The sequence below is a fragment of the Flavobacterium marginilacus genome (assembly GCF_026870155.1).
Lineage (GTDB): Bacteria > Bacteroidota > Bacteroidia > Flavobacteriales > Flavobacteriaceae > Flavobacterium > Flavobacterium marginilacus.
This window is the reverse complement of the sequence record NZ_CP113975.1, coordinates 2,538,385-2,561,810: the sequence shown is the minus strand read 5'-3', so window position 1 is coordinate 2,561,810 and position 23,426 is coordinate 2,538,385. Positions and strand designations below refer to the sequence as shown.

Here is a 23,426-nt window from a genome sequence, read left to right as displayed (position 1 = left end):
GAAAGCGAAATGTTGTATTTGTTGTAATTTTGAATAATTTTTAAAAAGAGTTAATTATTTTATTCTCTATATTTGTGGTTACGAAGTTTTAGGCTTCTAAAGTATTAAATACATTCATAATATGCAAAACATTCCTAGTGTTGACTTGCGTGATTTCCTTTCGGACGACCCGAAACGTAAACAAAAATTTGTAAATGAAATCGGAAGTGCATTCGAAGATATAGGCTTCGTAGCACTCAAAGGGCATTTTTTAAACGATCAATTAGTTGATGAATTGTATGGCGAAATTCGAAATTTCTTTTCACTGCCGTTAGAAACAAAACACAGCTATGAAATTCCTGGAATCGGCGGACAAAGAGGTTATGTTTCTTTTGGAAAAGAACACGCCAAAGGCCGTAAAGAAGGGGATTTGAAAGAATTTTGGCATTTTGGACAGTATGTTGATAAAGATTCAAAATACGCTTCAGAATATCCTGAAAATGTTGAGGTAAAAGAATTGCCCCGTTTTAATGAAGTGGGGAAAGAAGCCTACAAAATGCTTGAAAAAACGGGTGTTTATGTATTGAGAGCTTTGGCATTGCATCTTGGATTGGATGAATTCTATTTTGACGAATTTGCCAAAGACGGAAATTCAATCCTAAGACCTATTCACTACCCTCCTATTACAACTGAACCTGAGAATGCTATTCGTGCGGCTGCACATGGTGACATCAACTTAATTACTTTGTTGATGGGGGCTCAGGGCAAAGGATTGCAGGTTCAAAACCATAATGGCGATTGGATTGATGCTGTTGCAGAACCGGACGAACTGGTGATTAATGTTGGAGACATGTTATCCAGACACACCAATAATAAGCTGAAATCTACGATTCATCAAGTGGTAAATCCACCGAGGGAATTATGGGGTACTTCACGTTATTCTATTCCATTTTTTATGCATCCGGTAAGTGATATGAAATTAAACTGCCTTGAAAACTGCATCGATGCTGAAAATCCTAAGAAATTTGAAGATATAACTGCAGGCGATTATTTATATGAACGCCTCGTTGATTTAGGTTTAATAAAAAAATAAATAACAAATTTTAAAATCCAAATTCCAAAGCTTCACTTTTGGGATTTGGATTCTGTTTTTTATAATTTGAAAAAAAATGGATTTACAAGACCAATTAAAAAATCTTTTTCCAGACCATGAAATGGCTCCAGAAGAAGCAATCGAAAAAGAACCGCACCAATTATATGTTCAGAAAGAACCTATGATCTGCAAATTTGAAAAAAGAAAAGGAAAGGCAACCACCATAATTGAAGGCTACGAAGGATCTGATGAGGATTTTAAAATTCTTGCCAAAGAAATCAAAACAAAACTGAGTGTTGGCGGTACTTTCAAAGACGATTCCATTATTATTCAAGGCGATTATCGTGATAAAATAATGAACATTTTAAAAGAAAAAGGATTCAAGGTAAAACGTGTGGGAGGATAAAGATTTTAGAATGCAGATTTTAGAATTTAGATTTCAGATTACTCAGAAACTTAGTGAACTTTGCGTAAATCTTTGCGCTCTTTGCGGTTAAATAATTATAAAAAATGGCTATACAGCAATCCGAATTAATACTCAATCCTGACGGGAGTGTGTATCATCTTAACCTGAAACCTGAAAATATTGCCCACGATATCATTTTTGTAGGCGATCAGGATAGGGTATCAAAAATCACCAAACATTTTGATTCGGTTGAGTTTTCTACTCAAAAACGAGAATTCAAAACTGAAACCGGAATTTATAAAGGCAAACGCATAACGGTAATGTCAACAGGAATTGGTCCGGATAATATTGATATTGTGGTTAACGAACTCGATGCACTTGTCAATATTGATTTGGAAACCCGAATACCAAAAGAAAATCTAACTTCATTAAACATTATCCGAATAGGAACTTCGGGCTCTTTGCACGCCGATATTCCCGTGGACAGTTTTGTGATGTCAAAATTTGGATTGGGACTTGACAATATGCTCCGCTCCTATTTGGCTGATTCCATTTCTAATATTGAAATCGAAGACGCTTTTATTGCTCATACCAATTGGGATTTGAGAAAAGGAAGGCCTATTGTTGTTGCTGGCTCTTCCATCTTGGAGAAAAAAATAGAAAGCGACAGAATTCATAAAGGAATCACGGCTACTGCGGGAGGTTTCTATGGACCTCAGGGACGTATTCTGCGTTTAAATATTCAAGACAATGAGCTGAATTCTAAAATGGATAATTTCCTTTTTGAAGGAAACCGAATCACTAATCTTGAAATGGAAACTTCCGCTATTTATGGGCTTTCGGCTCTTTTAGGACATCAGGCTTTATCTTTAAATGCTATTATTGCTAATCGTGCGAATGGTACTTTCAGCAGTGATCCGTACAAAGCGGTTGATGAATTAATTGAATATACTTTGAATAAATTGGCAGAAAATTAAACTATGACAGAAAATCAACAAAAAGTCTTATTTCGATTCCACAGTGCTATTTTAGATGAAGAAATAACTGAAACTATGTGGTCGGATATAATTGATGCCGAAAAAGGAATATACAAATTAGACAACATTCCGTTTTTTGGACCGCTTATTGCAACAGATGACATTTTCTATGCAAAATTTGATGAAAAAGAAGGAAGTATTGTTTATAAAGAAACAATCGCCGCTTCTGGAAACTCCATAATTCAGATTGTCATTTTAAAAGACAATTTTGACAACGTAATCATTAGAGAAAAACTTAATGAAATGGATTGTGTTTCTGAAGTTTTGAATGAAAAGTATTTTGTTGCTGAAATAAAGAGAGCCTGCGATTATTCAGCGGTAAAGCAATTTTTAAATGAATATTCGGAATTAGGTTTATTAGATTTTGCTGAACCTTGCCTGTCTAAAAAACATAGTGACGATTTATTAAAATAACTTTATTACCATCTGCGAAAATCTGCTAAATCTGGGCGTCAATTTTTCACACAGATTTAGCAGATTTTTTTAGCTCTCTCATTCTTTTTTAAAACTATATTTGTGTTTTGAAAAATAAACCAATGAAAATAATTCTTACGGGAGCAACTGGAGTTTTGGGATCGCACATTATGTATGACCTTCTGGAGCTTTTTATCAAAAATAATAACAGCGGAAAACTTTTTATAATTGCCAGAAACAAAGGAAAAGTTAGTGCTGTCGAGCGTGTCAATGAACTTTTGACCAGTGATTACACTCCCGAAATTTTGCGTAAAAGCGGATTGGAAGAACTGCATAAATACATCGAAATCATAGATTCCGATTTAGCGAACCTTCAGGATACTTTTTCCGAAAAAATAAAAGGCGCTTACTTTATCCATTCGGCAGGTTATGTAAATCTTTCCACGGATGAAAAACTAAAAGGCAAAATTTTTGATGAAAATGCCAAAATCACTCAGGCACTTTTCAATACTTTTCATCCATTCATTAAGAAATTTATTTACATTGGGACGGCGTTTTCATCAGGAATACGAGCTGGATTGATAGGTAATGATTTCCATAATCTTGGTTTCAAGCCAAAGCATCGCAATGCTTATGAAAATGCTAAATTTCATTCGGAGAATTTCATTGCACAGGAATGCAAAAAACTTGGACTGCCTTTTCAAATTCTGCGCCCTAGCGTAATCGGAGGGAAAATGCTGGGAACCGAAAGCCCTTATTTCATTCCGAAATATATGGTTTTTTATCTTTTGGCCAAATTTTTCCACTTTACCTCCCAGCGAAAAGGAGAACAGGAAAATGTTCGTTTCATCATCAATGAAGAAACAGGTTTGAATATTATTCCGGTCGATTATGTGTCTAAAGTGATTGTAAATACCTTTGAGCGTGACGATATTGAACAGTTGAATATTGTAAATGACAAAAGTTTCAATATCGTAAAAGGACTTCAGCTGATTATGAAAGAAGTGGGTTATACCAATTTTACCTTAATCAAGAATCCGCTTGATTTCAAATACAAAAACACTATCGAGAAACTGTATTACGAAAGTATCGGCAAGCATTTAAAACCTTATTTTATTACCAATCCAAACGAATACGATACTACTTTGCTGAATTCTATTCTGGAAATACCAAAATTGGATAATGAGGCATTTACCAATATGATCCGCTATGCCATTTCTAATGATTTTAAGGACATCAATGTGTAAAAAGCTGCTAAGTTTCTAAGATTCTAAGTCGCTAAGAGATTTAAAAAAAACTTTGAAACTTAAAAAAATTAGCATCTTAGAAACTTAGAAACTTAGTATCTTAGTGGCTTAAAAAAACAATTCCCTGCTTTTGGGTGTTATGGTACAAATTAACAAAACGAATTTTCATCTCGTAAAATCCAAGTTTCAGTTGAAAAAGCCTTGGGATCGTTTTGTTATCTTTTTATTGAGCACACTCATTACGATTCCTTTATTTATCGTGCTTCACCAAAATCTAATCGACCCGCAATGGTATTTTGGTTTGGACAGAGTGCTTCTTTTTATTCTTGTTTTGGGGATTATTTACTTTGCTTTATATGCTTTACGAACTATAATTATCGTTTGTTTTGCGCTGTATTTGTTAGTTCTTGTTTATGGAAGCATGTTTGGAAATTTTAGTTTCAATTCTGTTTTTGAAGACTATAATACAATGCTCTACACAATGAATAACGATCCGTTTCCTCAGGATATTATCATTGCCAAATTACTGCCGTTCCCTAATAAATCTGAGATTTTAATGGCAATCGAATATAAAAATCCAAAAGTTAGGAATTTTGCCATAATGGCTACAACCAAGCATTTTAAAGGCATTCGAGGATATTCGGATTACAGGAATTTAATTCAGTGCTTTGCTGTTTTTAAGGAAATTAACAGCCGTTGGAACTACGTTAACGATCCTAAAAACGGAGATTATATCGCCACAGCACACGAATCACTGCTTTATTTTTCGGGAGACTGCGACGATCATTCCATTTTGATGGCGGCCTGCGTCCGCTCTATTGGAGGAACGCCTAGACTCATTCATACCAAAGGACATATCTATCCCGAAATTTTAATTGGAAGCAAAAGTGATCTTGAGAAAGCCAATTTTTTAATTAAGAATGTTTTGTTCGTCGAGGAAAGCAAAAATAAACAGCTTAATTATCACATTGACGAACATGGTCAAGTATGGCTGAACCTCGATTATACAGCCAAATATCCTGGAGGCCCTTTCTTGTCCGAAGAAATATTAGGGGCTTTGACATTGGAGTAATTCTAATGTGATTGAATTAGGATTTTCTTGCTATAGTTTCCCAAATATAATTCTCGCAGTGACGCGAAGACGCAAAGTTTGAATCTGATTTCTTTGCGTCTTCGCGCCTTTGCGAGAGTGAAATGAATTACCCCGAGGCAGAGCCTCGAGGTATCGCATTACTCAAAAGACAACCGTAGCTGATTTTTGTTAAACGATTTGTAAACAGTCTTTTCTTCTCCTTGATTTTGAATGTATTTCTGAATCACATTCTCATTACCATACTGACCAACCGTATTTACATAATATCCACTCGTCCAAAAATTACCTCCCCATAACTTACTTTTAACTTCTGGATGTAAACGAAAGAGCTCTTTTGCTGTAATACTTTTTACTGTCCTGACAATAATTTCAACAGAAATCTTTGGCACGCTTTGTATCAAAAAATGTACATGATTTTCATCTGCTCCTATCTCAACAAAATGAATTTCATATCGTTCCGAAATATTTCTACAAACTTCTACCAAACTCAGTTCTACATCCTCCGATAAAACATTTCTTCGATATTTTATCGGACAAACCAAATGATAAAGCAACAAGCTTTTATTATGCCGTTTGAAAATATGTTCACTCATCAAACAAATATACTAATCTTTGCGCATCACCCCGAGGCAGAGCCTCGAGGAATTCTTTTGATTAAAAGGTTAACTAAATGAAATATAATCTTCTGCACAGGAAGTTTAAAAAATCACAACCAATCAATTTTCTTCATGCTATTTTCTTCCAAATATAAATTTGCTTTGCTAAAATGTTTATTACCAAACCATTTTCCCTGATTGGCGCTCATTGGCGAAGGATGCCCTGATTCTAAAACCAAATGTTTACTTCTGTCAATCTTTGCTCCTTTTTTTTGTGCAAAACTCCCCCAAAGCATAAAAACCACATTCTCTTTTTCGTCTGATATTTTTTGGATAACTGCATCAGTAAAAAGATTCCATTTAAGGTGTTTGTGGCTGTTTGGATTATCTCTTCTAACAGTCAAGGACGCATTAAGCAACAAAACGCCTTGTTTTGCCCATGATTCCAAATTTCCTGAACTTGGTATAAAAATAGAATCCAGATCGGTATTGATTTCCCTAAAAATATTGCGGAGTGAAGGTGGAATTTTAACCGAATCATTCACCGAAAAAGCCAAACCATTGGCTTCTCCATCCCCGTGATACGGATCCTGCCCGATAATCACCACTTTTATATCTTCAAATGAACAATTATTAAAAGCCGAAAAAATCAGTTCTTTTGGAGGAAAACAAATGAAGTTTTGATATTCTTCATTCACATCTTCCATTAATTTGATGAAATAAGTTTTTTCAATTTCATTGGCTAAAATAGTCTGCCATGAAGGGTTTAAATTGAGATTCATAAAAATATTTTGCTGTAAAGTTCGGAAAGATTTTGGAAAGAGTGTAAAGAAAATGGTTTTTGACTTTTTACTTTGTAACTTTGGACTTTTGACAATTGATATATAATAATGATCTCCATTACCGAAAAAACATTACAGGACTTACAATTTCCAACGGTTCTTGAAACAATATCCGAAATTTGTAATACCGATATAGGAAAGCAGAAAGCCTTGGAAATAACTCCTTTTAGAGAAAAAGAATCTTTGATGAGTGCATTAATGCAGACTTCAGAATATGTCTCTTCTTTTCAAAATAATAATGCGATTCCTAACCATGGTTTTGATGCTATAACGCATGAAATCAAGTTTTTGGCAATCGAAGACAGTTTTCTTGAAGTGGGCAGTTTCAGAAAAATTGCGACTATATCTGAAACTACCAATGTGCTTTTGGCATTTTTAAATAAATTCAATGATTATTATCCAAATCTTTGCGCCAAAAGCTCAGTTATCCAATTAACCAAAGCAATCATTACGCTGGTAGATGCCGTAGCCGATAAATATGGTGAAATAAAAGACAATGCCTCTCCCCGTCTTTTGGAAATCCGCCGTGAAATGAATCTGGTTCGCGGGAAAGTAAACCAGAGTTTTGGTTCGGCTTTGACGCAGTACAACAGTTTGGGTTATTTGGACGATATCAAAGAAAGTTTTGTACAAAACCGCCGTGTTTTGGCCGTTTTGGCCATGTACCGCCGAAAAGTGAAAGGTTCTATCCTTGGAAGTTCCAAGACCGGAAGCATTGCTTATATTGAACCCGAAAATACATTGAAATATTCCCGTGAACTTGCAAATTTGGAATATGAGGAAAAAGAAGAAATCACAAAGATTTTAAAACAGCTGACGAATGCTGTCCGTCCGTTTTTGCCTTTATTGATTCAATATCAGGATTTTCTCAGCGATATTGATGTTATTGCCGCCAAGGCAAAATATGCGAACAAAATCAACGGTATTTTACCTGCAATTACAGACGAACGCCGTCTGTATTTTAGAGAAGCTTTCCACCCGATTTTGTATTTAAACAACAAACAGAAAAAGGAAGTTACGCATCCGCAGACAATAGAATTAAGTCAGGAAAACCGGATTATTGTAATTTCAGGACCAAATGCCGGCGGTAAAACCATTTCGATGAAAACTGTTGGTCTGCTTCAATTGATGCTTCAGTCGGGTATGCTTATTCCGGTACATGAAAGAAGTGAAACTTTCCTTTTTGACAGAATACTTACAGATATCGGAGATAATCAATCGATTGAAAATCATTTAAGTACGTATAGTTACCGCTTAAAGAACATGAACTACTTCCTGAAGAAGTGTAATAAAAGAACCATGTTCCTGATTGATGAATTCGGTACAGGTTCGGATCCTGAGTTAGGCGGTGCTTTGGCTGAAATTTTCTTGGAAGAATTCTATCATCGTGAAGCTTTTGGATTGATTACTACGCATTATTCGAATCTTAAGATTTTGGCAAATGAACTGCCGTATGCTACTAATGCGAATATGCTTTTCGACGAAAAATCATTGGAACCAATGTATAAACTGGTTTTAGGTCAGGCAGGAAGTTCTTTTACGTTTGAAGTAGCACTTAAAAACGGGATTCCTTTTGGCTTAATCAACCGAGCCAAAAAGAAGATTGAAATTGGTAAAGTACGTTTTGATAAAACCATTGCTAATCTCCAAAAAGAACGCTCGAAACTGGAAAAAACTTCGACAAATTTGAAAGAAGAAGAAACCAGAGCGCGGGAAGAAAGCAAAAAAATGGAGAATATAAATGTCAAAATCAAGCAAAAATTGGAAAGCTATCAGGAATTGTATGACAGCAATCAAAAGACGATTTACATTGGCCAGAAAATAGAAGATATTGCCGAGAAATATTTTAATAATAAAAACAAAAAAGACCTGATTGGAGAATTTTTGAAAATAGTTGAAATTGAAAATTCAAAACGTAAAAAAGCGACTCCAAAAGAAGCGAAAGCGATTATAGCCAAGAAAAAAGAAATTATCAAGGAGGTTGAAATCAAGGTTGAAGAAATCCGAATTGAGAAAAAAGAGAAGAAACTCAAACCGGTGATCGAAAAACCAAAACCTATTCTAAAAGTCGGTGACCGAGTGCGAATGCTGGACGGAAAATCTATAGGAAGCATTGATAAAATTGAAAAAAATAAAGCAGTTGTGAATTACGGACTCTTTACTTCGAAAGTAAGCTTGGAAGAATTGGAGTTTGTTGAGGCTGGGAAGAAGTAGTTTTCGTTTATCAGTTATCACACAAGGCTAGGTCATTGCGAGGTACGAAGCAAACACGTGTTTATATTATTACCAATAAAAGTCAAACCGTTGTTTATACAGGTGTGACATCAAATTTGCCTCAAAGAATTTTAGAACATAAGGAGAAAAAATATCCTCAATCATTTTCTGCTCGTTATAATGTAAATATTCTGGTTTATTATGAGCAATTTCAATGGATTGAAGATGCAATAACGAGAGAAAAACAAATAAAAGGAGGATCTAGAGAATTCAAAAACAATCTTATTCGTTCAATAAATCCAACTTGGAAAGATTTGTTTGAAGAAATTAAAGATGTTATGATCCTATAAAATGATAAAGATGGAAGAACAGCGTGAGATTGCTTCGTTCCTTGCAAAGACTGCAGCAAATAAAAAAATAATTCTCTTTGACGGCGTTTGTAATCTTTGCAATTCGGCGGTGCAGTTTGTTATAAAGCACGACCAGAAAGATGTATTTAGATTCGTCGCTTTACAATCCGAATTGGGTCAGCAGATTCTAAAACACATTGGTGTAAATCCAGTAAATATTGACAGCATAGTTTTGTATGAATCTGGAAAAGCGTATTACTATAAATCCTCGGCAGCAATTGAGATCGCCCGATGTCTTGGAGGTTTTTGGCATTTTGGAACTGTTTTCAGAATTATCCCTACAGGAATCAGAAATCTGTTTTATGACTATATTGCCAAAAACAGATACAAATGGTATGGAAAAAAAGAAAGCTGTATGATACCAACGATGGAACTGAAAAAAAAATTTTTAGAATAATTTAATTACATGATAAATATCATCTCTTAAGCAGGATTACTGTCGTAAATTTGACTAATCTTAAAAGTTAAATTTTATTAGAGAACGTTCATAAGAAACCGCATATTCATAGTTGTTTTCGAGTTGGTAATTATTGGTTTAAACGAAAACTGTGTTTTATAGGTTCCAATCTAATAAAATGAAATGATTAGTTTTTTTTGTCTAAAAAGAAAAGAGGATGCCTTTCTGTGAGCATCCTTTTTTTGTTTTGTGATATTTTTCAAACCGATACATAAAAAAGCCTCAAATTATTATAGAATCTGAGGCTCCTTATTTTTGTAATCAATTATTATCTAATTAACTTTCTATATTTTAAACGTTTTGGAGTTAAATCACCGCCTAAACGTTTCTTTTTGTTTTCTTCATATTCAGTGAAACTTCCTTCGAAGAAATATACTTCAGAGTCACCTTCGAAAGCTAAAATGTGTGTACAGATTCTGTCAAGGAACCATCTGTCGTGCGAAATTACAACGGCACAGCCTGCGAAATTCTCTAGACCTTCCTCTAATGCACGAAGCGTGTTTACGTCCAAGTCATTCGTTGGCTCATCCAGCAATAATACGTTTCCTTCCTCTTTCAAAGTCATTGCTAAGTGCAGACGGTTACGCTCCCCACCGGAAAGCATAGATACTTTCTTATTCTGCTCACCTCCTCCAAAGTTGAAACGGGACAAATATGCTCTTGAATTTACTTGTTTTCCGCCCATCATGATCAATTCCTGACCGTCGGCAAAATTTTCCCAGATGGATTTATTTGGATCAATATTTGAATGTGACTGATCTACGTAAGCAATTTTTACGGTTTCACCCACAGAAAATTCACCGCTGTCTGTTTTTTGCTCTCCCATAATCATTTTGAAAATGGTAGACTTACCAGCACCATTTGGACCGATAATCCCAACAATTCCAGCCTGTGGCAAAGTGAAGTTCAAGTTGTCGTACAATAATTTATCACCAAAAGCTTTGGCAACACTTTTTGCTTCAATAACATTTGTTCCCAATCTTGGACCATTTGGAATGTAAATTTCTAATTTTTCATCCAATTGTTTTTGATCTTCGTTCAAAAGTTTATCGTAGTTCTGCAAACGTGCTTTTTGTTTTGTCTGACGTCCTTTTGCACCTTGACGAACCCAGTCCAGCTCACGCTCCAACGTTTTTCTGCGTTTTGAAGCTACTTTTTCTTCCTGTGCTAAACGGTTTGATTTTTGATCCAGCCAGGAAGAATAATTTCCTTTCCATGGGATACCTTCTCCTCTATCCAGTTCCAGAATCCAGCCAGCCACATTATCCAGGAAATAACGGTCGTGCGTCACGGCAATTACAGTTCCGGCATATTGCGCCAAGTGCTGTTCTAACCAAAGTACAGATTCGGCATCCAAGTGGTTGGTAGGCTCATCCAAAAGTAATACATCTGGCTGCTGCAGTAACAAACGACATAAAGCCACACGGCGGCGCTCTCCTCCTGAAAGGTTTTTGATTGGCGTGTCACCGTCCGGCGTGCGCAGAGCGTCCATTGCGATTTCTAATTTGGTGTCGATTTCCCAAGCCCCAAGAGCATCAATTTTATCCTGAAGTGCAGCCTGACGATCCATCAATTTGTCCATTTTATCAGGATCTGAATAGTTTTCTTCAAGACCAAATAAATCGTTGATTTGGTTGTATTCTTCAAGAACAGCCATTGTTTCGGCAGCACCTTCACGAACGATTTCGATTACGGTTTTCGAATCATCAAGAATTGGTTCCTGCTCTAGATAACCAACAGTGTAACCCGGCTGAAAAACAACATCTCCCTGATAGTTTTTATCAACTCCTGCAATAATTTTTAAAAGAGATGATTTACCTGAACCATTTAGACCTAAAATACCAATCTTCGCTCCGTAAAAGAAACTTAGATAAATATTCTTAAGTACTGGTTTATCTGCACCCTGATAGGTTTTACTCAATTTCTGCATTGAGAAAATTACCTTCTTATCGTCTGACATAGTATTATGATTTAATTTTTAAAGAATACAAATATAACATTATTGGAGAGATAATAAAAAGTCTAAAGTCCAAAGTCATAAAGTTTATAAAGCAGAAAAACACACACTGTGGGTCAGCTTATTTCTTTTGTTTCTTTCGAATGTTGAATCAAAAAAATAACTTAGAATATTAACTCTTTTAGTGTTTATCTGTCAAGGTTTTCATAAACGAAACCAATGCTTTTGCTTCTTTTGGTGTTAACTCTAATTTATCAGAAGGCAATGTTTGATTTTTAACCGAAATTCCTAATCCAGCTCCTCCGCCTTTATTGTAAAAATCAATAACTTCTTCCAGAGTGGAAAACACACCATTATGCATATACGGTGCGGTTATACCGACATTTCGCAGTGATGGGGTTTTGAAGGCGTTTTTTAATTGAGGCATTTCGTATTGCAGATATCTTCCCAAATCCGGACTGATTTTTTTTCCGTTTTTATCTGAAGGTGTTCCTATTACTTCCTGTTCTGTTTTTTGATAACTCGGAGGTACAGTGCCATTAAACAAAGGGATGAAATGACAGGTTGCACATTTTGCTTTTCCTGCAAAGATGTTAAATCCAAGTTTTTCTTCGGCCGTAAAATCATTGGAATCTCCCCTCATATACTCGTCAAATCTGCTGTCGAATGCGTTTAAGGAACGGATGTAGCTGGCCAATGAATTTTGTACCTGCCATTCTTCTATTTTCTTTGAATCTGGAAATGCTTTCTTGAATAGCTTTTGGTATTCCTTGTCTTTATTTAAAATCTGAATTGCATTGGCAACATTTCCATGCATTTCATCTTTATTAGTAATTACATCAAGGCTTTGTTTTTCCAAATCGAGCTGGCGCATATCCCAAAACTGTGCATTCTGCAGTGAAGCATACGTCAGCGTAGGTGTATTTCTGCTCAAGTTGCCGCCTTTTAAGGATTGGTTTGTTTTTAATCCATCGGTAAATGCTTTTTCTGGAATATGACAAGAGGAACAGCTTCGGGTTTTATTATTAGAAAAGGAAGTTTCATAAAATAATTTTTTGCCTAATTCGGCTTTTTCTTTAGAATATTGATATTCTTTTGAAGGAATAAAAGCATTCACATCAAAAGCATCTTTTTCGAAAATAGTTGCTGAATATGGATTTACAACAGTATTTCTGCTTGTCTTTTCTATTTTATTTATTTTTTGAAAAGCGACCAGCTTTTTGCTGATTGGGTTTAAAAAGCTTTTAATAAAATGAGCTCTGTCAAATGTTTTAAAATCAGTATTAGAATCACAATAATTTCCTGCTTGGTTAATTAAAGCTTTAATTTCCTTTTGACATTGAACGGATTCAGAACTTTTAAAATCCATTTTCGAAATTAAATTTCCTATTGAACCCAAACTGTTTTTTGCTTCTGGTATGGATTGAAAAGCAATTGGCGAATCGAATCCTGTTATTCCCAAAGCCAGAACTCTGTTAAGCTCCATTTTTGAAGCGTCCAGAATGTGTGCGTTTGAAATCGTAATAACACTCAAATGTTCTTTAATTTGTTTCAAGTTACCGCTCAATATTTTGGTTGTTCTAACTAATTCTTCTTTGTTTTTAATATCGTAATTCGGAAACATAAGTTCTTCCATCACTTGGAAACCATTTGGCGGAATAAAAGTATTTTCGGCAACTTCCAACTCATCCAAAGCGGGACCATTTATGAATCGTGCCGGATCGGGAGTAAAATATTCAACTGCCCATTCAATCTTTTTGTAGGATAATCGTGTGGAATTAAAAGCTTGCTGAATTTTTTTTTCGTCATTGCTTTCTTCTATTGTTTTTTCAAGTTCGATCACTTTTTGATTTAATTTTTCAATATCTGAGATTAATTCCTGTTGAATTGTTATCTCGTTATATTTTTTTTCGCATCCAGATAATAGAATTACTAGCGCAAGATTCAGGGCAATTATTATTTTATTAGTAAAATTCATTTTAAGTAATCTCTTTTTAGGTAAATAAAACAAAAAACAACCCTGTAAAAAGGGCTGTTCTTTATGTATCCATTTCAAAAAATTATTTTTGAACATTTCTTATAATTACGGTTTGTCCGCCTTCCATATTGGTATTCACCTTACTTCCATCGGCATATTTGAAAGCTTCTTTTTGCCAAGTATGAGGATGAATATTCACAAGAAATGTATTTGGAACTCCAATAACATCTGATATATCCTGCATAGCTCCGTATTCCCAGCTTCCTAATCTTAAGTCATTTATTGGATTATAAGTCGTATTCCAAGCCACATCGTCACGTTTATGATTCATTGTCAGCCAAGGTTTGTTGGTTTTTGCAGCAATGTTATACTGCCAGATATAAGAATCGTGTTTTGCAGCAGTATAATAAGAATCCCCATCTTCTTGGATATAAACATAATTTTCAGTTACGCAAAGGTTATCCGGATTGATGATTCCTGTACCTGGAGTTGAATCTCCTTCAACAATCAATTCTAATTTACCGGCTAATGGATTAGTATCATTTAATACTAATTTGTAAACTCTTCCCCACATCGTGTATCCACTTACAGGATTGGCTTTATCAGGAGATTGCCCTGTTGCTGTAAAATAGATTTCACGATTGTTTTTTGCAGATCCTTTTCTGTAATCAACATCTTCTACTCTTGAAAAACGGATAGCTCCTAAATTATTTACAGTTGTATTGATTTCTGCTCCAGTGATGTTTTTAGCATTTGGAATTTCAACAAATGACACGTCAAAAGAGTTTCCAATAGTCATTGAAGTTTCTACCTGATTTCCGTCATTTCTTTTCAAGGCATATAATTTGCCATTAGTCAAATCCCCAACAGTATTGCTTACATACATAATTACCTGACCCGCACTAGCGTGAGAAGTAGAATAAGACTGATCTTCACCGATCAAAATAACTGTTTTTCCTTCATAAGCTTCTTTTGTAAGCGGAACGGCATTTTCCATATTCGCTTTTCCTAAAGCTGGTAAAACTCTGTCTTTTCTGCTTTTTTCACTTGATAAACCAAGTGGATCAATACCGTGAACCATACTCTCTTCACTGCTTTCTCCAGCTGTTAAAAACATTGGTCCAAATCCGTTGATTGCTGGCGTAGCTAATGTTGCAGAACATAATCTGGTCATGCCTCCAATTCCGTCAACAATGTATTCTCCTTTGACAGCTTTTAATGTTTTATCGAAATACACTCTTGAAACTGACTGCAGAATTTCGTGATTGGTAATCATCATATAGCCATCACTGTTAGGGTCTTTCATAAAACCGGCACCGTCAGGCTGTGCTCCGTAAACAAAACTAGGAGATCCAGGCAATACATCCGAACTGCTGATCATTGATGTGATTTTCAAGTTTTCAAACCCTTCTTTTGCTACTACTAAAGCTGGTACAGAAGAAGTGTTGTTAAAATCAATCGTCGAATTTACTGGTTTTGAATTGTCGTTATTATCATTTTGACAGCCTAAGACAGCTAAGCTTAATGCAGACAGTACTCCTGCTCTTTTTAGATAATTAAATTTCATAGTTTTTGTTTTTTTTGTTTTTGACAAAACTATACTGTTAAAATCGTGAAGAGGTTAATTGATATTATTGAAATGATGACCATTAGGTTAAGGCTGTTTAACCCAAATATTAAGAAGTTAATTTTTTGTTAATAAAAAAAAATGGGATTATTACAAGTTTTGAAAAAGCTGAAATTATTGAATAAAAAAACGACCATTGCCGAAAAAAAGCAACAGTCGTTATTTATAAGAAGTTTAGAAAAATATTTATACTCGCCCTTTCAAGGCACTAAAAACCCATGCATTTGCTAGAAAACCTACTCCTACAGCTGCAAATCCCCAGCCGGCAACATCATTATATCGAAATATTCCTAATCCTATCAGTAATAGCCCCATGAGTATCATTATGAGCGTAGCCCATCCTAAAATACTGTTTTTATTCATTCCCATAATTGTAGTGGTATTTGTTTTTAATGAAAGTAAATATCGGTATTTTAATACTAATTAAAAATTTTATAAAGCATTTCTTTTAACAAATCGGCCTGAGATAAACTGTTGACTCCTACTCCTTTACTTTTAACATCAATATCTCTTAGGGAAGCAACAATCTGGCTCACTTTCTTCATTGGGTAATTTTTGACTGCCACATCATAATCTTTTAGAAAAAATGGATTGACTCCTAATACGGAAGCTACATTTTTAGGGTTTTTATCTTTTAACCCATGGTATTTTAATAACTGGATAAAAAAACCAAAGACTAAGCCGGTTGTCATAACCAGTGGATTATCTTTTGGGTTTTGGGCAAAATTCTCAGCAATTTTATAGGCTTTCAGCTGGTCGCGCTCACCGATTGCTTTTCGCAGTTCAAACACATTATAGTCTTTGCTGAATCCTATATTTTCTTCTATATCCTTGGCAGTAATTGTACTTCCTGCGGGCAGTATAATCTGCAGTTTTTCAAGTTCGTTATTGATTTTGCTCAAATCGGTTCCCAAAAACTCAACCAGCATGGCAGAAGCTTTGGGCTCAATGCTGTATTTTTTTCCTGCTAAAACACGCTTAATCCAATCCCCTACTTGATTTTCATACAGTTTTTTACTTTCATAAACGATTCCGTTTTTTGCTAAAAGTTTGGTAACTTTTTTTCGTTTATCCAGCGTTTTGTATTTGTAGCAAAACACCAAAACTGTTGAAGGCATAGGATTTTCAGCATAACTTTCAATTTTATCGATAGTTCTTGATAATTCCTGAGCTTCTTTAATAATTACTACCTGACGGTCGGCCATCATTGGATAACGTTTGGCAGTAGAAACCACATCGTCTATGCTTACATCTCTTCCGTATAAAACGGTTTGATTAAATCCTTTTTCTTCTTCAGCTAAAACATTTGTTTCAATATATTCAGATAATTTATCAATATAATAAGGCTCTTCTCCCATCAAAAAATAAATGGGTTTGATGTTTCCTGCTTTTATGTCGTTTACAATCTTTACAACTTCGTCCATAGAAATTTATGATTTTTGATTAACGATTTTTGATTTTAAAAAATCTATCTCCATTTTTTGCTTTTCTATGTTCTTTTATCGCGTCTATCATCTTTTCTCTTTTTTCTATTTTCAAAAAATTATACTTTTGCCTCATGCAAAAACTCAATTTTCCTTCTTATGTTTTTCGTTTCAAAAATAGCGAAAATAAAGTGTCTATTTTCGACGAAATTAGGAAAAAATTCATCATTCTCACGCCCGAAGAATGGGTTCGCCAGCATGTAGTCCGCTTTTTATTGGAACAAAAAAAATGTCCAAAATCGCTTATTAATGTTGAAAAAGTTTTAATGGTCAACGGTTTGCGAAAGCGTTATGATGTCGTTGTTTTTAATCCAAACGGAACAATTTTTATATTGATCGAATGCAAAGCTCCCGAAGTAAAAATATCTCAGGCAGTTTTTGATCAGATTGCAAGATATAATATGACCATGGAAGCCCAATTTTTGATGGTGACCAATGGACTAAATCATTATTTTTGTCTGATGGATTTCGAAAATGAGAAATATGAGTTTTTGAAAGAACTGCCAAATTATAAGGATTTGGAAGTTTAGATTATTGGATTCTTAGACTTTATAGATTGTTAGAGTCTAAAATCGATAGCGCAATAATCTAAGAATCCAAAAATCTAACAATCTAAAAGTCTAAGAATCTAAGAAGTCTAAATGAAAATAGCCGTAGTTATACTCAATTGGAATGGTGTGAAATTATTAGAACAATTTTTACCTTCCGTAATTCAATATTCGCCTGAAGCAGCTGTTTATGTTGCAGATAATGCCTCAACAGATGAATCGGTAGCATTTGTAAAAAATAATTATCCTTCTGTAAAAATTGTTCAGAATAAAACCAATAAGGGTTTTGCAGGCGGTTATAATGAAGCTTTGGGACATATTGATGCAGAAATTTATGCTTTGGTAAATTCGGATATAGAAGTGACTGAGAATTGGCTGCAGCCGATATTAGAGACTTTTGAAGCAGAACCCAAAACGGCAATTATTCAGCCAAAAATATTAGATTTCAAAAAGAAAGATTATTTTGAATATGCGGGCGCAGGCGGCGGTTTTATTGATAAGTTTGGTTATCCGTTCTGCAGAGGACGTATTTTTGATACTCTGGAAAAGGATAATGGGCAGTACAATGATAAGACAGATATATTTTGGGCATCTGGAGCCTGTTTTTTTATCAGAAGTTCAGTTTATAAAGAGTTAAAAGGTTTTGACGAAGATTTTTTTGCGCATCAGGAAGAAATTGATTTATGCTGGAGGGCTGTTAATAGAGGGTACGATATTAAATACAATTCAGGGGCAGTAGTTTACCATGTTGGAGGAGCTACTTTGAAACAGGCAAATCCGCAGAAAACGTTCTTGAATTTTAGAAATTCACTGTTGATGTTAACAAAAAATCTTCCTCAAAAACAACTCTTTCAAGTGATTTTTATCAGAATGCTTTTAGACGGTGTGGCTGGAGTTAAATTTGTATTTTCAAGTCAATTTATTCATTGCTGGGCAGTTATACGAGCACATTTTTCTTTTTATAGGCTGTTTTTTAAAAATTATAAAAAAAGAGAAAATAATCAGACTGAAATATACTTTAAAACGGAAAGCATCGTTTATGGATATTATGTTAAGGGTGGCACGATTTTTGCTGACCTAATTTAACAATAATTTATATTTAAAATTAACATTTAAAAACTAACTTTGTAAAACACGTTTAATTAAACATGAGATCTATGAAAAAAATAATGATTACACTATCCGCTTTAGCACTCCTTACATCTTGTGTGTCTAAAAAAGAATACGCAGCTCTGGAAGCTAAAAACAAGGAAACACAAGATTTATTAAATTCTTGTACTGTAAAATTAAATTCTTGTTTAGAAGAAAAAGCAGGTCTTAAAGCGACTGTAGATGGATTAAAAGAAACGAATCAGCATTTGATTTCTACTTCAAAAGACATGACGATTCTGTCAACTAAAGGTGCTGAAAATATTGAAAAAGCATTAGAATCTATCAAAGAAAAAGATTTGAAAATCAGCAGAATGCAGGATGCTTTAACTAAAAAAGACAGTGTTACGCTTGCAGTTGTTACCAGCTTAAAATCTGTAGTAGGACTGGATGATCAGGACATTGAAATCAATGTTGACAAAGGAGTGGTTTTCATCTCTATCTCTGATAAAATGCTTTTTAAAAGCGGTAGTTATGAAGTAAGCGACAAAGCAAAAGGAGTTTTGACTAAAGTTGCAAAAGTTGTAAACGACAAACCTGATTTTGAATGTATGGTTGAAGGCCACACTGATACTGATGTACTTAAAGGAAATGCTTGTTTAATTGATAACTGGGATTTGAGTGTAAAACGTTCTACTGCTATTATCCGTATTTTATCTAATGATTTAAAGGTTAATCCAGCTCAATTAATTGCAGCAGGCAGAAGTTCATACGTTCCATTGGTACCAAATGATTCTCCTGAAAATAAATCTAAAAACAGAAGAACACGTATCTACGTTATGCCAAAAATAGACCAGTTCTATGATATGGTTGAAAAAGAAATGAAAAAACAGCCAGGAGCAGCACCAGTTCAAAAATAAGGTATAGTTCATAAAAAAACGCTTCGAGATTTTCGAAGCGTTTTTTTTATGTTTTAATTTTTTGGTTCAATATAATTTGACTCCTGATTTTAAATAAAAGTTATATAATATCAATATCTCCTTTTCCTTCTCTCACAACGATTGGTTCATCGCCTGATAAATCAATTATAGTTGAGCCGATATTATCTCCATAACCTCCATCAATAACCATATCAACCAAATTCTGCCATTTTTCAAAAATAAGTTCTGGATCTGTGGTGTATTCAATTACTTCATCTTCATCCCTAATAGACGTTGAAACAATTGGATTTCCTAATTGGCGTACAATTTCTAAGGCAATGGAATTATCGGGAATACGGATACCGACTGTGGTTTTCTTTTTAAATTCTTTTGGCAGGTTATTATTTCCTGGAAGGATAAAAGTATATGGGCCGGGTAATGCTCTTTTAAGAATTTTAAAAGTTGAGGTATCTATTTGCTTTACATAATCAGACAAATTGCTCAAATCGTGGCAGATAAAAGAGAAATTTGCTTTTTCCAGTTTCACTCCTTTTATTTTTGCTATTTTTTCAAGGGCGCGGGAATTAGTAATATCACAGCCCAATCCATAAACAGTATCGGTTGGATAAATCACTAATCCTCCATCCTGAAGTACTTTTACCACTTTGGCAATAGCTGCTTCATTTGGTTTATCGGGATATATTTTTATTATTTGTGCCATGTCATTTTTGGTTTAGAACTTAAAAATAGTTTAATAGCTTAAAAGTTTAACTGTTTAGATCTGTTCGGGATGAAAACTGAAATAATATTTTTATCCAATGATCTCCAATTTTGCAAAACGCAGCAATAATTTCTTTAATCCTCCTACTTCAAATTTAATTTCTGCTTTTTTATCAGCACCAACACCTTCCAGGTTGATTACCTGACCTTTCCCAAAGCGTTCGTGCATTACAACATTTCCAGGAACCAAAGTATTGTCAAATAAATTGGCACTTCCATTCGCAGGGCTGTTTCCAGAAACTGGTTTTAGTTTTCGGATATTAGCATCTGGTTTAGGCTGATTATCAGTAATTTGTTTTGGCGGTGTACTTCCTATTGGTTTTGCAAGACGCAATTTGGATTTATCCACATCTCCAAAAATATCGCTGTCAATCATTGGTTTAAAACGGTAATTGCTTTCTGCCGGCGTAAGATATTCCAAATATTGCGGGTCTATTTCTTCAATAAAGCGAGAAGGCTCGCTATCAGTTAATTTTCCCCAGCGGTAACGCGATTGCGAATAAGTTAAGTACGCCTGATGCTCCGCACGGGTCAAAGCTACATAAAACAATCGGCGTTCTTCTTCCAGTTCGCTTCGGGTACTCATACTCATGGCGCTAGGGAACAAATCTTCCTCCATTCCCACTACAAATACATGCGGAAATTCAAGACCTTTGGCTAAGTGAATCGTCATCAAGGCCACACGGTCTTCATCGCTGGTGTCTTTATCTAAATCGGTTGCAAGAGCTACATCTTCCATGAATTCAGATAATGAGCCGACAGCTCCGTCAACTTCTTTTTGGCCTTCGATGAAATCTTTAACACCATTCAGCAATTGTTCGATATTTTCAATTCGGGCCATTCCTTCAGGAGTAGCGTCTTTTTTTAATTCCTGAATTAATCCTGTTTTTTTCGCAACATGTTCTACAACATAAAAAGCATCCTGATTTTCATTAATCACCTGAAAACTCTGAATCATTGTAACAAAATCCAAAAGCTTCTGTTTGGTTCCTGAATTCAGTTTTAAATCAATCCGTTCAATGTTCTGCATTACTTCAAAAATTGAACGCTTATAATGATTGGCAGCGATTGTCAGTTTCTCAATAGTTGTATTCCCGATTCCTCTGGCCGGATAGTTGATTACACGGATTAAAGCTTCCTCATCTTTCGGGTTAAGTACTAGTCTTAAATAACACAGCGCATCTTTAACTTCTTTTCTTTGATAAAAAGACAAACCTCCGTAAATACGATATGGAATATCTCTTTTTCGTAATGCATCTTCCATAGCTTTGGACTGCGCATTAGTACGGTATAGAATTGCAAAAGCACCATTGTTGAGCTGATGATTCATTTTTTGCTCCCAAATGGTAGCGGCAACAAAACGTCCCTCTTCATTATCGGTAATACTTCGATGTACTTTGATTTTTGGACCAAAATCATTGGCGGTCCAAACCACCTTGTCCAGTTTTACTTTATTTTTATCAATAATAGTGTTGGCCGCTTCCACAATATTTTTGGTTGAGCGGTAATTTTGTTCCAGCCTAAAAGTTTTCACACCCTCATAATCTTTCTGGAAGTTTAGGATGTTATTGATATTTGCTCCGCGAAAAGCATAAATACTCTGCGCATCATCCCCTACTACACAAATATTCTGAAATTTATCAGACAAAGCGCGAACAATCAAATATTGTGAATGGTTCGTATCCTGGTACTCATCCACCAATAAGTAGCGAAAACGGTTCTGGTACTTAGCCAAAACTTCTGGAAAACGAGTCAGCAGTTCATTGGTTTTTAATAACAGATCATCAAAATCCATTGCGCCCGATTTGAAACAGCGATCTACATAATGCTGATAAATTTCGCCCATTCTAGGTTTTTTACTCATCGCATCCGCTTCCTGTAAATCGGGGTCATTGTAATAGGCTTTTACGGTAATCAAGCTGTTTTTAAAGTTTGAAATCCTGCCCAAAACCTGTTTTGGTTTGTATACATCACGATCCAGCTGCAACTCTTTAATAATACCCGAAATAGCACGCAGAGAATCCTGCGAATCATAAATTGTAAAGTTTGACGGATAACCTAAATGCTCCGCTTCGGAACGCAGGATTCGCGCAAAAACAGAGTGAAACGTTCCCATCCAAAGATTTTTGGCTTCGCTGGTTCCCACAATATCCGAGATACGTTTTTTCATTTCCCTCGCCGCCTTATTGGTGAAAGTAAGGGACAAAATATTGAAAGGGTCAATGCCCTGATGCATCAAATAAGCAATTCTAATGGTGAGTACACGAGTTTTTCCGGAGCCTGCACCCGCAATAATAATCATAGGACCATCTTTTTGCAATACAGGTTCGCGCTGAGCTTCGTTAAGCTGTTCTATATATTTTTGCATGAAATAACTACTGTTTGATGCAAAAATAAGGATTTATGAATGAATAAACGAGCCTTAACATAATTCTGCTGACCAAAATCAGCAATCTGCGGTTTAAAATCATTTGGGCGTGACCACAATAGAGAAAGGGGCTGATTTATGAATGTCTTTATTCGCCCCTTTCTCTATTGCGGTCGGGCAGTCCGCGTTACTTCGGTAACCTGCTTCCGTCCCTCACGCGGGATACTGCAGATCCAGAGGATTTAACTTTAATTGAGAAAAATTAATATTGAAGAAACAAAAAATATCAATTCGGATATAATTCCTTAATTCGGGAAATTGATTTTTGTACTAATTCACCCAATATCATAATATCAATATCCTCTATTTTTTGAATGTACAAACATGCTTTACTGGTTTTATATTTTCCCAATTGCGAAAGCAGTATTCCTTTCTCTTCAAAATCAGAAGCGAGATAAATTGTAAGAGCATTTTTTCTTGAAGCAAGTCCTGAAAGCGGTGCATTTCCCTCATAACCGCTTTCATATTTATAATTGTAAATACCAAATCCAACAATGCCAGTTCCCCACATTTTGGGAGCAAAACCAGATTGTCTGTTTAATAAACCACTACAGACTGAAAGTCTACAAGGTTGGATTGCGAAAATTGATAAAATTTTGCCACAGATTCATAGATAAAAAATGATTTTAAAATCTGTGGCAAAAACTTTTTTAGAAGCTAAAGCGGGATGCACTGAAAGTGCATAGTTTTAAACTCTATTTGAGACCAATAAATCAATAATTAGTCCGCAGTCTTCCCATCTCTTTACATTACTTATGGAAGCCAAAAAATCGGCAACGCTATTTTCTGTTTCAACTGTTTTATTTTGGACATATCGTTTTTTATAA

General features: G+C 35.0%; 22 protein-coding genes. 12 read left to right on the top strand and 10 right to left on the bottom strand.

Annotated features, from left to right (window positions below; all coding sequences use genetic code 11):
• The first annotated feature begins 121 nt into the window (after positions 1 to 121).
• From OZP07_RS11000 to OZP07_RS10975, 6 genes are all read left to right on the top strand, one after another.
• The gene (locus tag OZP07_RS11000; RefSeq protein WP_194641772.1) at positions 122 to 1,072 is read left to right on the top strand and encodes an isopenicillin N synthase family dioxygenase; all 951 of its coding nucleotides are present in this window, start codon (positions 122 to 124) and stop codon (positions 1,070 to 1,072) included.
• A 76-nt stretch (positions 1,073 to 1,148) separates the two neighbouring features.
• The gene (locus OZP07_RS10995; RefSeq protein ID WP_194641773.1) at positions 1,149 to 1,478 is read left to right on the top strand and encodes a translation initiation factor; all 330 of its coding nucleotides are present in this window, start codon (positions 1,149 to 1,151) and stop codon (positions 1,476 to 1,478) included.
• Positions 1,479 to 1,582: 104 nt separating this feature from the next.
• Positions 1,583 to 2,455, top strand: a complete 873-nt coding sequence (locus tag OZP07_RS10990) for a nucleoside phosphorylase (protein ID WP_281638372.1) — start codon at positions 1,583 to 1,585, stop codon at positions 2,453 to 2,455.
• A gap of 3 nt (positions 2,456 to 2,458) precedes the next feature.
• Entirely contained in the window at positions 2,459 to 2,929 is a 471-nt protein-coding gene (locus OZP07_RS10985; protein WP_281638371.1) for a DUF4265 domain-containing protein, read from the top strand.
• Between the two features lie 122 nt (positions 2,930 to 3,051).
• Positions 3,052 to 4,176 carry an SDR family oxidoreductase gene (locus OZP07_RS10980; protein ID WP_281638370.1) on the top strand — a complete coding sequence of 375 codons (1,125 nt, stop codon included), beginning with the start codon at positions 3,052 to 3,054 and terminating at the stop codon, positions 4,174 to 4,176.
• 139 nt (positions 4,177 to 4,315) lie between these two features.
• A complete protein-coding gene (locus OZP07_RS10975; protein ID WP_281638369.1) occupies positions 4,316 to 5,248 on the top strand; it encodes a transglutaminase-like domain-containing protein in 933 nt (310 codons plus the stop codon).
• A 158-nt stretch (positions 5,249 to 5,406) separates the two neighbouring features.
• On the opposite strand, the gene tnpA is transcribed toward OZP07_RS10975, so the two are convergent.
• Together tnpA and ung are read right to left on the bottom strand one after the other, a co-directional pair.
• Positions 5,407 to 5,862, bottom strand: coding sequence for an IS200/IS605 family transposase (gene tnpA / locus OZP07_RS10970; protein WP_194644296.1), 456 nt, complete (start codon positions 5,860 to 5,862; stop codon positions 5,407 to 5,409).
• Between the two features lie 113 nt (positions 5,863 to 5,975).
• Positions 5,976 to 6,647, bottom strand: a complete 672-nt coding sequence (gene ung, locus OZP07_RS10965; RefSeq protein WP_281638368.1) for a uracil-DNA glycosylase — start codon at positions 6,645 to 6,647, stop codon at positions 5,976 to 5,978.
• Positions 6,648 to 6,755: 108 nt separating this feature from the next.
• On the opposite strand from ung, the gene OZP07_RS10960 reads away from it, so the two are divergent.
• The 3 genes from OZP07_RS10960 to OZP07_RS10950 all read left to right on the top strand — a co-directional run bounded on the left by OZP07_RS10960 (position 6,756) and on the right by OZP07_RS10950 (position 9,728).
• Positions 6,756 to 8,921, top strand: coding sequence for an endonuclease MutS2 (locus tag OZP07_RS10960; protein ID WP_281638367.1), 2,166 nt, complete (start codon positions 6,756 to 6,758; stop codon positions 8,919 to 8,921).
• Positions 8,922 to 9,037: 116 nt separating this feature from the next.
• A complete protein-coding gene (locus OZP07_RS10955) occupies positions 9,038 to 9,271 on the top strand; it encodes a GIY-YIG nuclease family protein (protein ID WP_349293663.1) in 234 nt (77 codons plus the stop codon).
• 10 nt (positions 9,272 to 9,281) lie between these two features.
• Positions 9,282 to 9,728, top strand: coding sequence for a thiol-disulfide oxidoreductase DCC family protein (locus OZP07_RS10950; protein ID WP_281638471.1), 447 nt, complete (start codon positions 9,282 to 9,284; stop codon positions 9,726 to 9,728).
• Positions 9,729 to 10,056: 328 nt separating this feature from the next.
• Here the strand turns inward: OZP07_RS10950 and ettA are convergent, their stop codons facing one another.
• The 5 genes from ettA to holA form a co-directional block, all read right to left on the bottom strand.
• Complete coding sequence (gene ettA, locus OZP07_RS10945) at positions 10,057 to 11,748, bottom strand: energy-dependent translational throttle protein EttA (RefSeq protein ID WP_194641782.1); 1,692 nt, start codon at positions 11,746 to 11,748, stop codon at positions 10,057 to 10,059.
• A gap of 178 nt (positions 11,749 to 11,926) precedes the next feature.
• A complete protein-coding gene (locus OZP07_RS10940) occupies positions 11,927 to 13,723 on the bottom strand; it encodes a cytochrome-c peroxidase (RefSeq protein WP_281638365.1) in 1,797 nt (598 codons plus the stop codon).
• Positions 13,724 to 13,805: 82 nt separating this feature from the next.
• Positions 13,806 to 15,290, bottom strand: a complete 1,485-nt coding sequence (locus OZP07_RS10935; protein WP_281638364.1) for an alkaline phosphatase PhoX — start codon at positions 15,288 to 15,290, stop codon at positions 13,806 to 13,808.
• A 246-nt stretch (positions 15,291 to 15,536) separates the two neighbouring features.
• Entirely contained in the window at positions 15,537 to 15,719 is a 183-nt protein-coding gene (locus OZP07_RS10930; protein WP_194641785.1) for a CAL67264 family membrane protein, read from the bottom strand.
• Positions 15,720 to 15,769: 50 nt separating this feature from the next.
• The gene (gene holA, locus OZP07_RS10925; RefSeq protein ID WP_194641786.1) at positions 15,770 to 16,774 is read right to left on the bottom strand and encodes a DNA polymerase III subunit delta; all 1,005 of its coding nucleotides are present in this window, start codon (positions 16,772 to 16,774) and stop codon (positions 15,770 to 15,772) included.
• A gap of 134 nt (positions 16,775 to 16,908) precedes the next feature.
• Here holA and OZP07_RS10920 point away from each other — a divergent pair, with 134 nt between their 5' ends.
• The 3 genes from OZP07_RS10920 (at position 16,909) to OZP07_RS10910 (ending at position 19,391) form a co-directional block, all read left to right on the top strand.
• Complete coding sequence (locus OZP07_RS10920) at positions 16,909 to 17,364, top strand: type I restriction enzyme HsdR N-terminal domain-containing protein (protein ID WP_281638363.1); 456 nt, start codon at positions 16,909 to 16,911, stop codon at positions 17,362 to 17,364.
• Between the two features lie 111 nt (positions 17,365 to 17,475).
• Positions 17,476 to 18,468: a glycosyltransferase family 2 protein gene (locus tag OZP07_RS10915; protein ID WP_281638362.1), complete on the top strand. Its 993-nt coding sequence runs from the start codon at positions 17,476 to 17,478 to the stop codon at positions 18,466 to 18,468.
• A gap of 71 nt (positions 18,469 to 18,539) precedes the next feature.
• On the top strand, positions 18,540 to 19,391 hold the full coding sequence (locus tag OZP07_RS10910) for an OmpA/MotB family protein (RefSeq protein WP_194641789.1): 852 nt from the start codon (positions 18,540 to 18,542) through the stop codon (positions 19,389 to 19,391).
• A gap of 100 nt (positions 19,392 to 19,491) precedes the next feature.
• On the opposite strand, the gene OZP07_RS10905 is transcribed toward OZP07_RS10910, so the two are convergent.
• From OZP07_RS10905 to OZP07_RS10895, 3 genes are all read right to left on the bottom strand, one after another.
• Entirely contained in the window at positions 19,492 to 20,112 is a 621-nt protein-coding gene (locus OZP07_RS10905) for an L-threonylcarbamoyladenylate synthase (protein ID WP_194641790.1), read from the bottom strand.
• 90 nt (positions 20,113 to 20,202) lie between these two features.
• On the bottom strand, positions 20,203 to 22,539 hold the full coding sequence (locus tag OZP07_RS10900) for an ATP-dependent helicase (protein ID WP_281638361.1): 2,337 nt from the start codon (positions 22,537 to 22,539) through the stop codon (positions 20,203 to 20,205).
• Between the two features lie 286 nt (positions 22,540 to 22,825).
• Positions 22,826 to 23,110, bottom strand: a complete 285-nt coding sequence (locus OZP07_RS10895) for a DUF1801 domain-containing protein (protein WP_281638360.1) — start codon at positions 23,108 to 23,110, stop codon at positions 22,826 to 22,828.
• Positions 23,111 to 23,426: the final 316 nt, after the last annotated feature.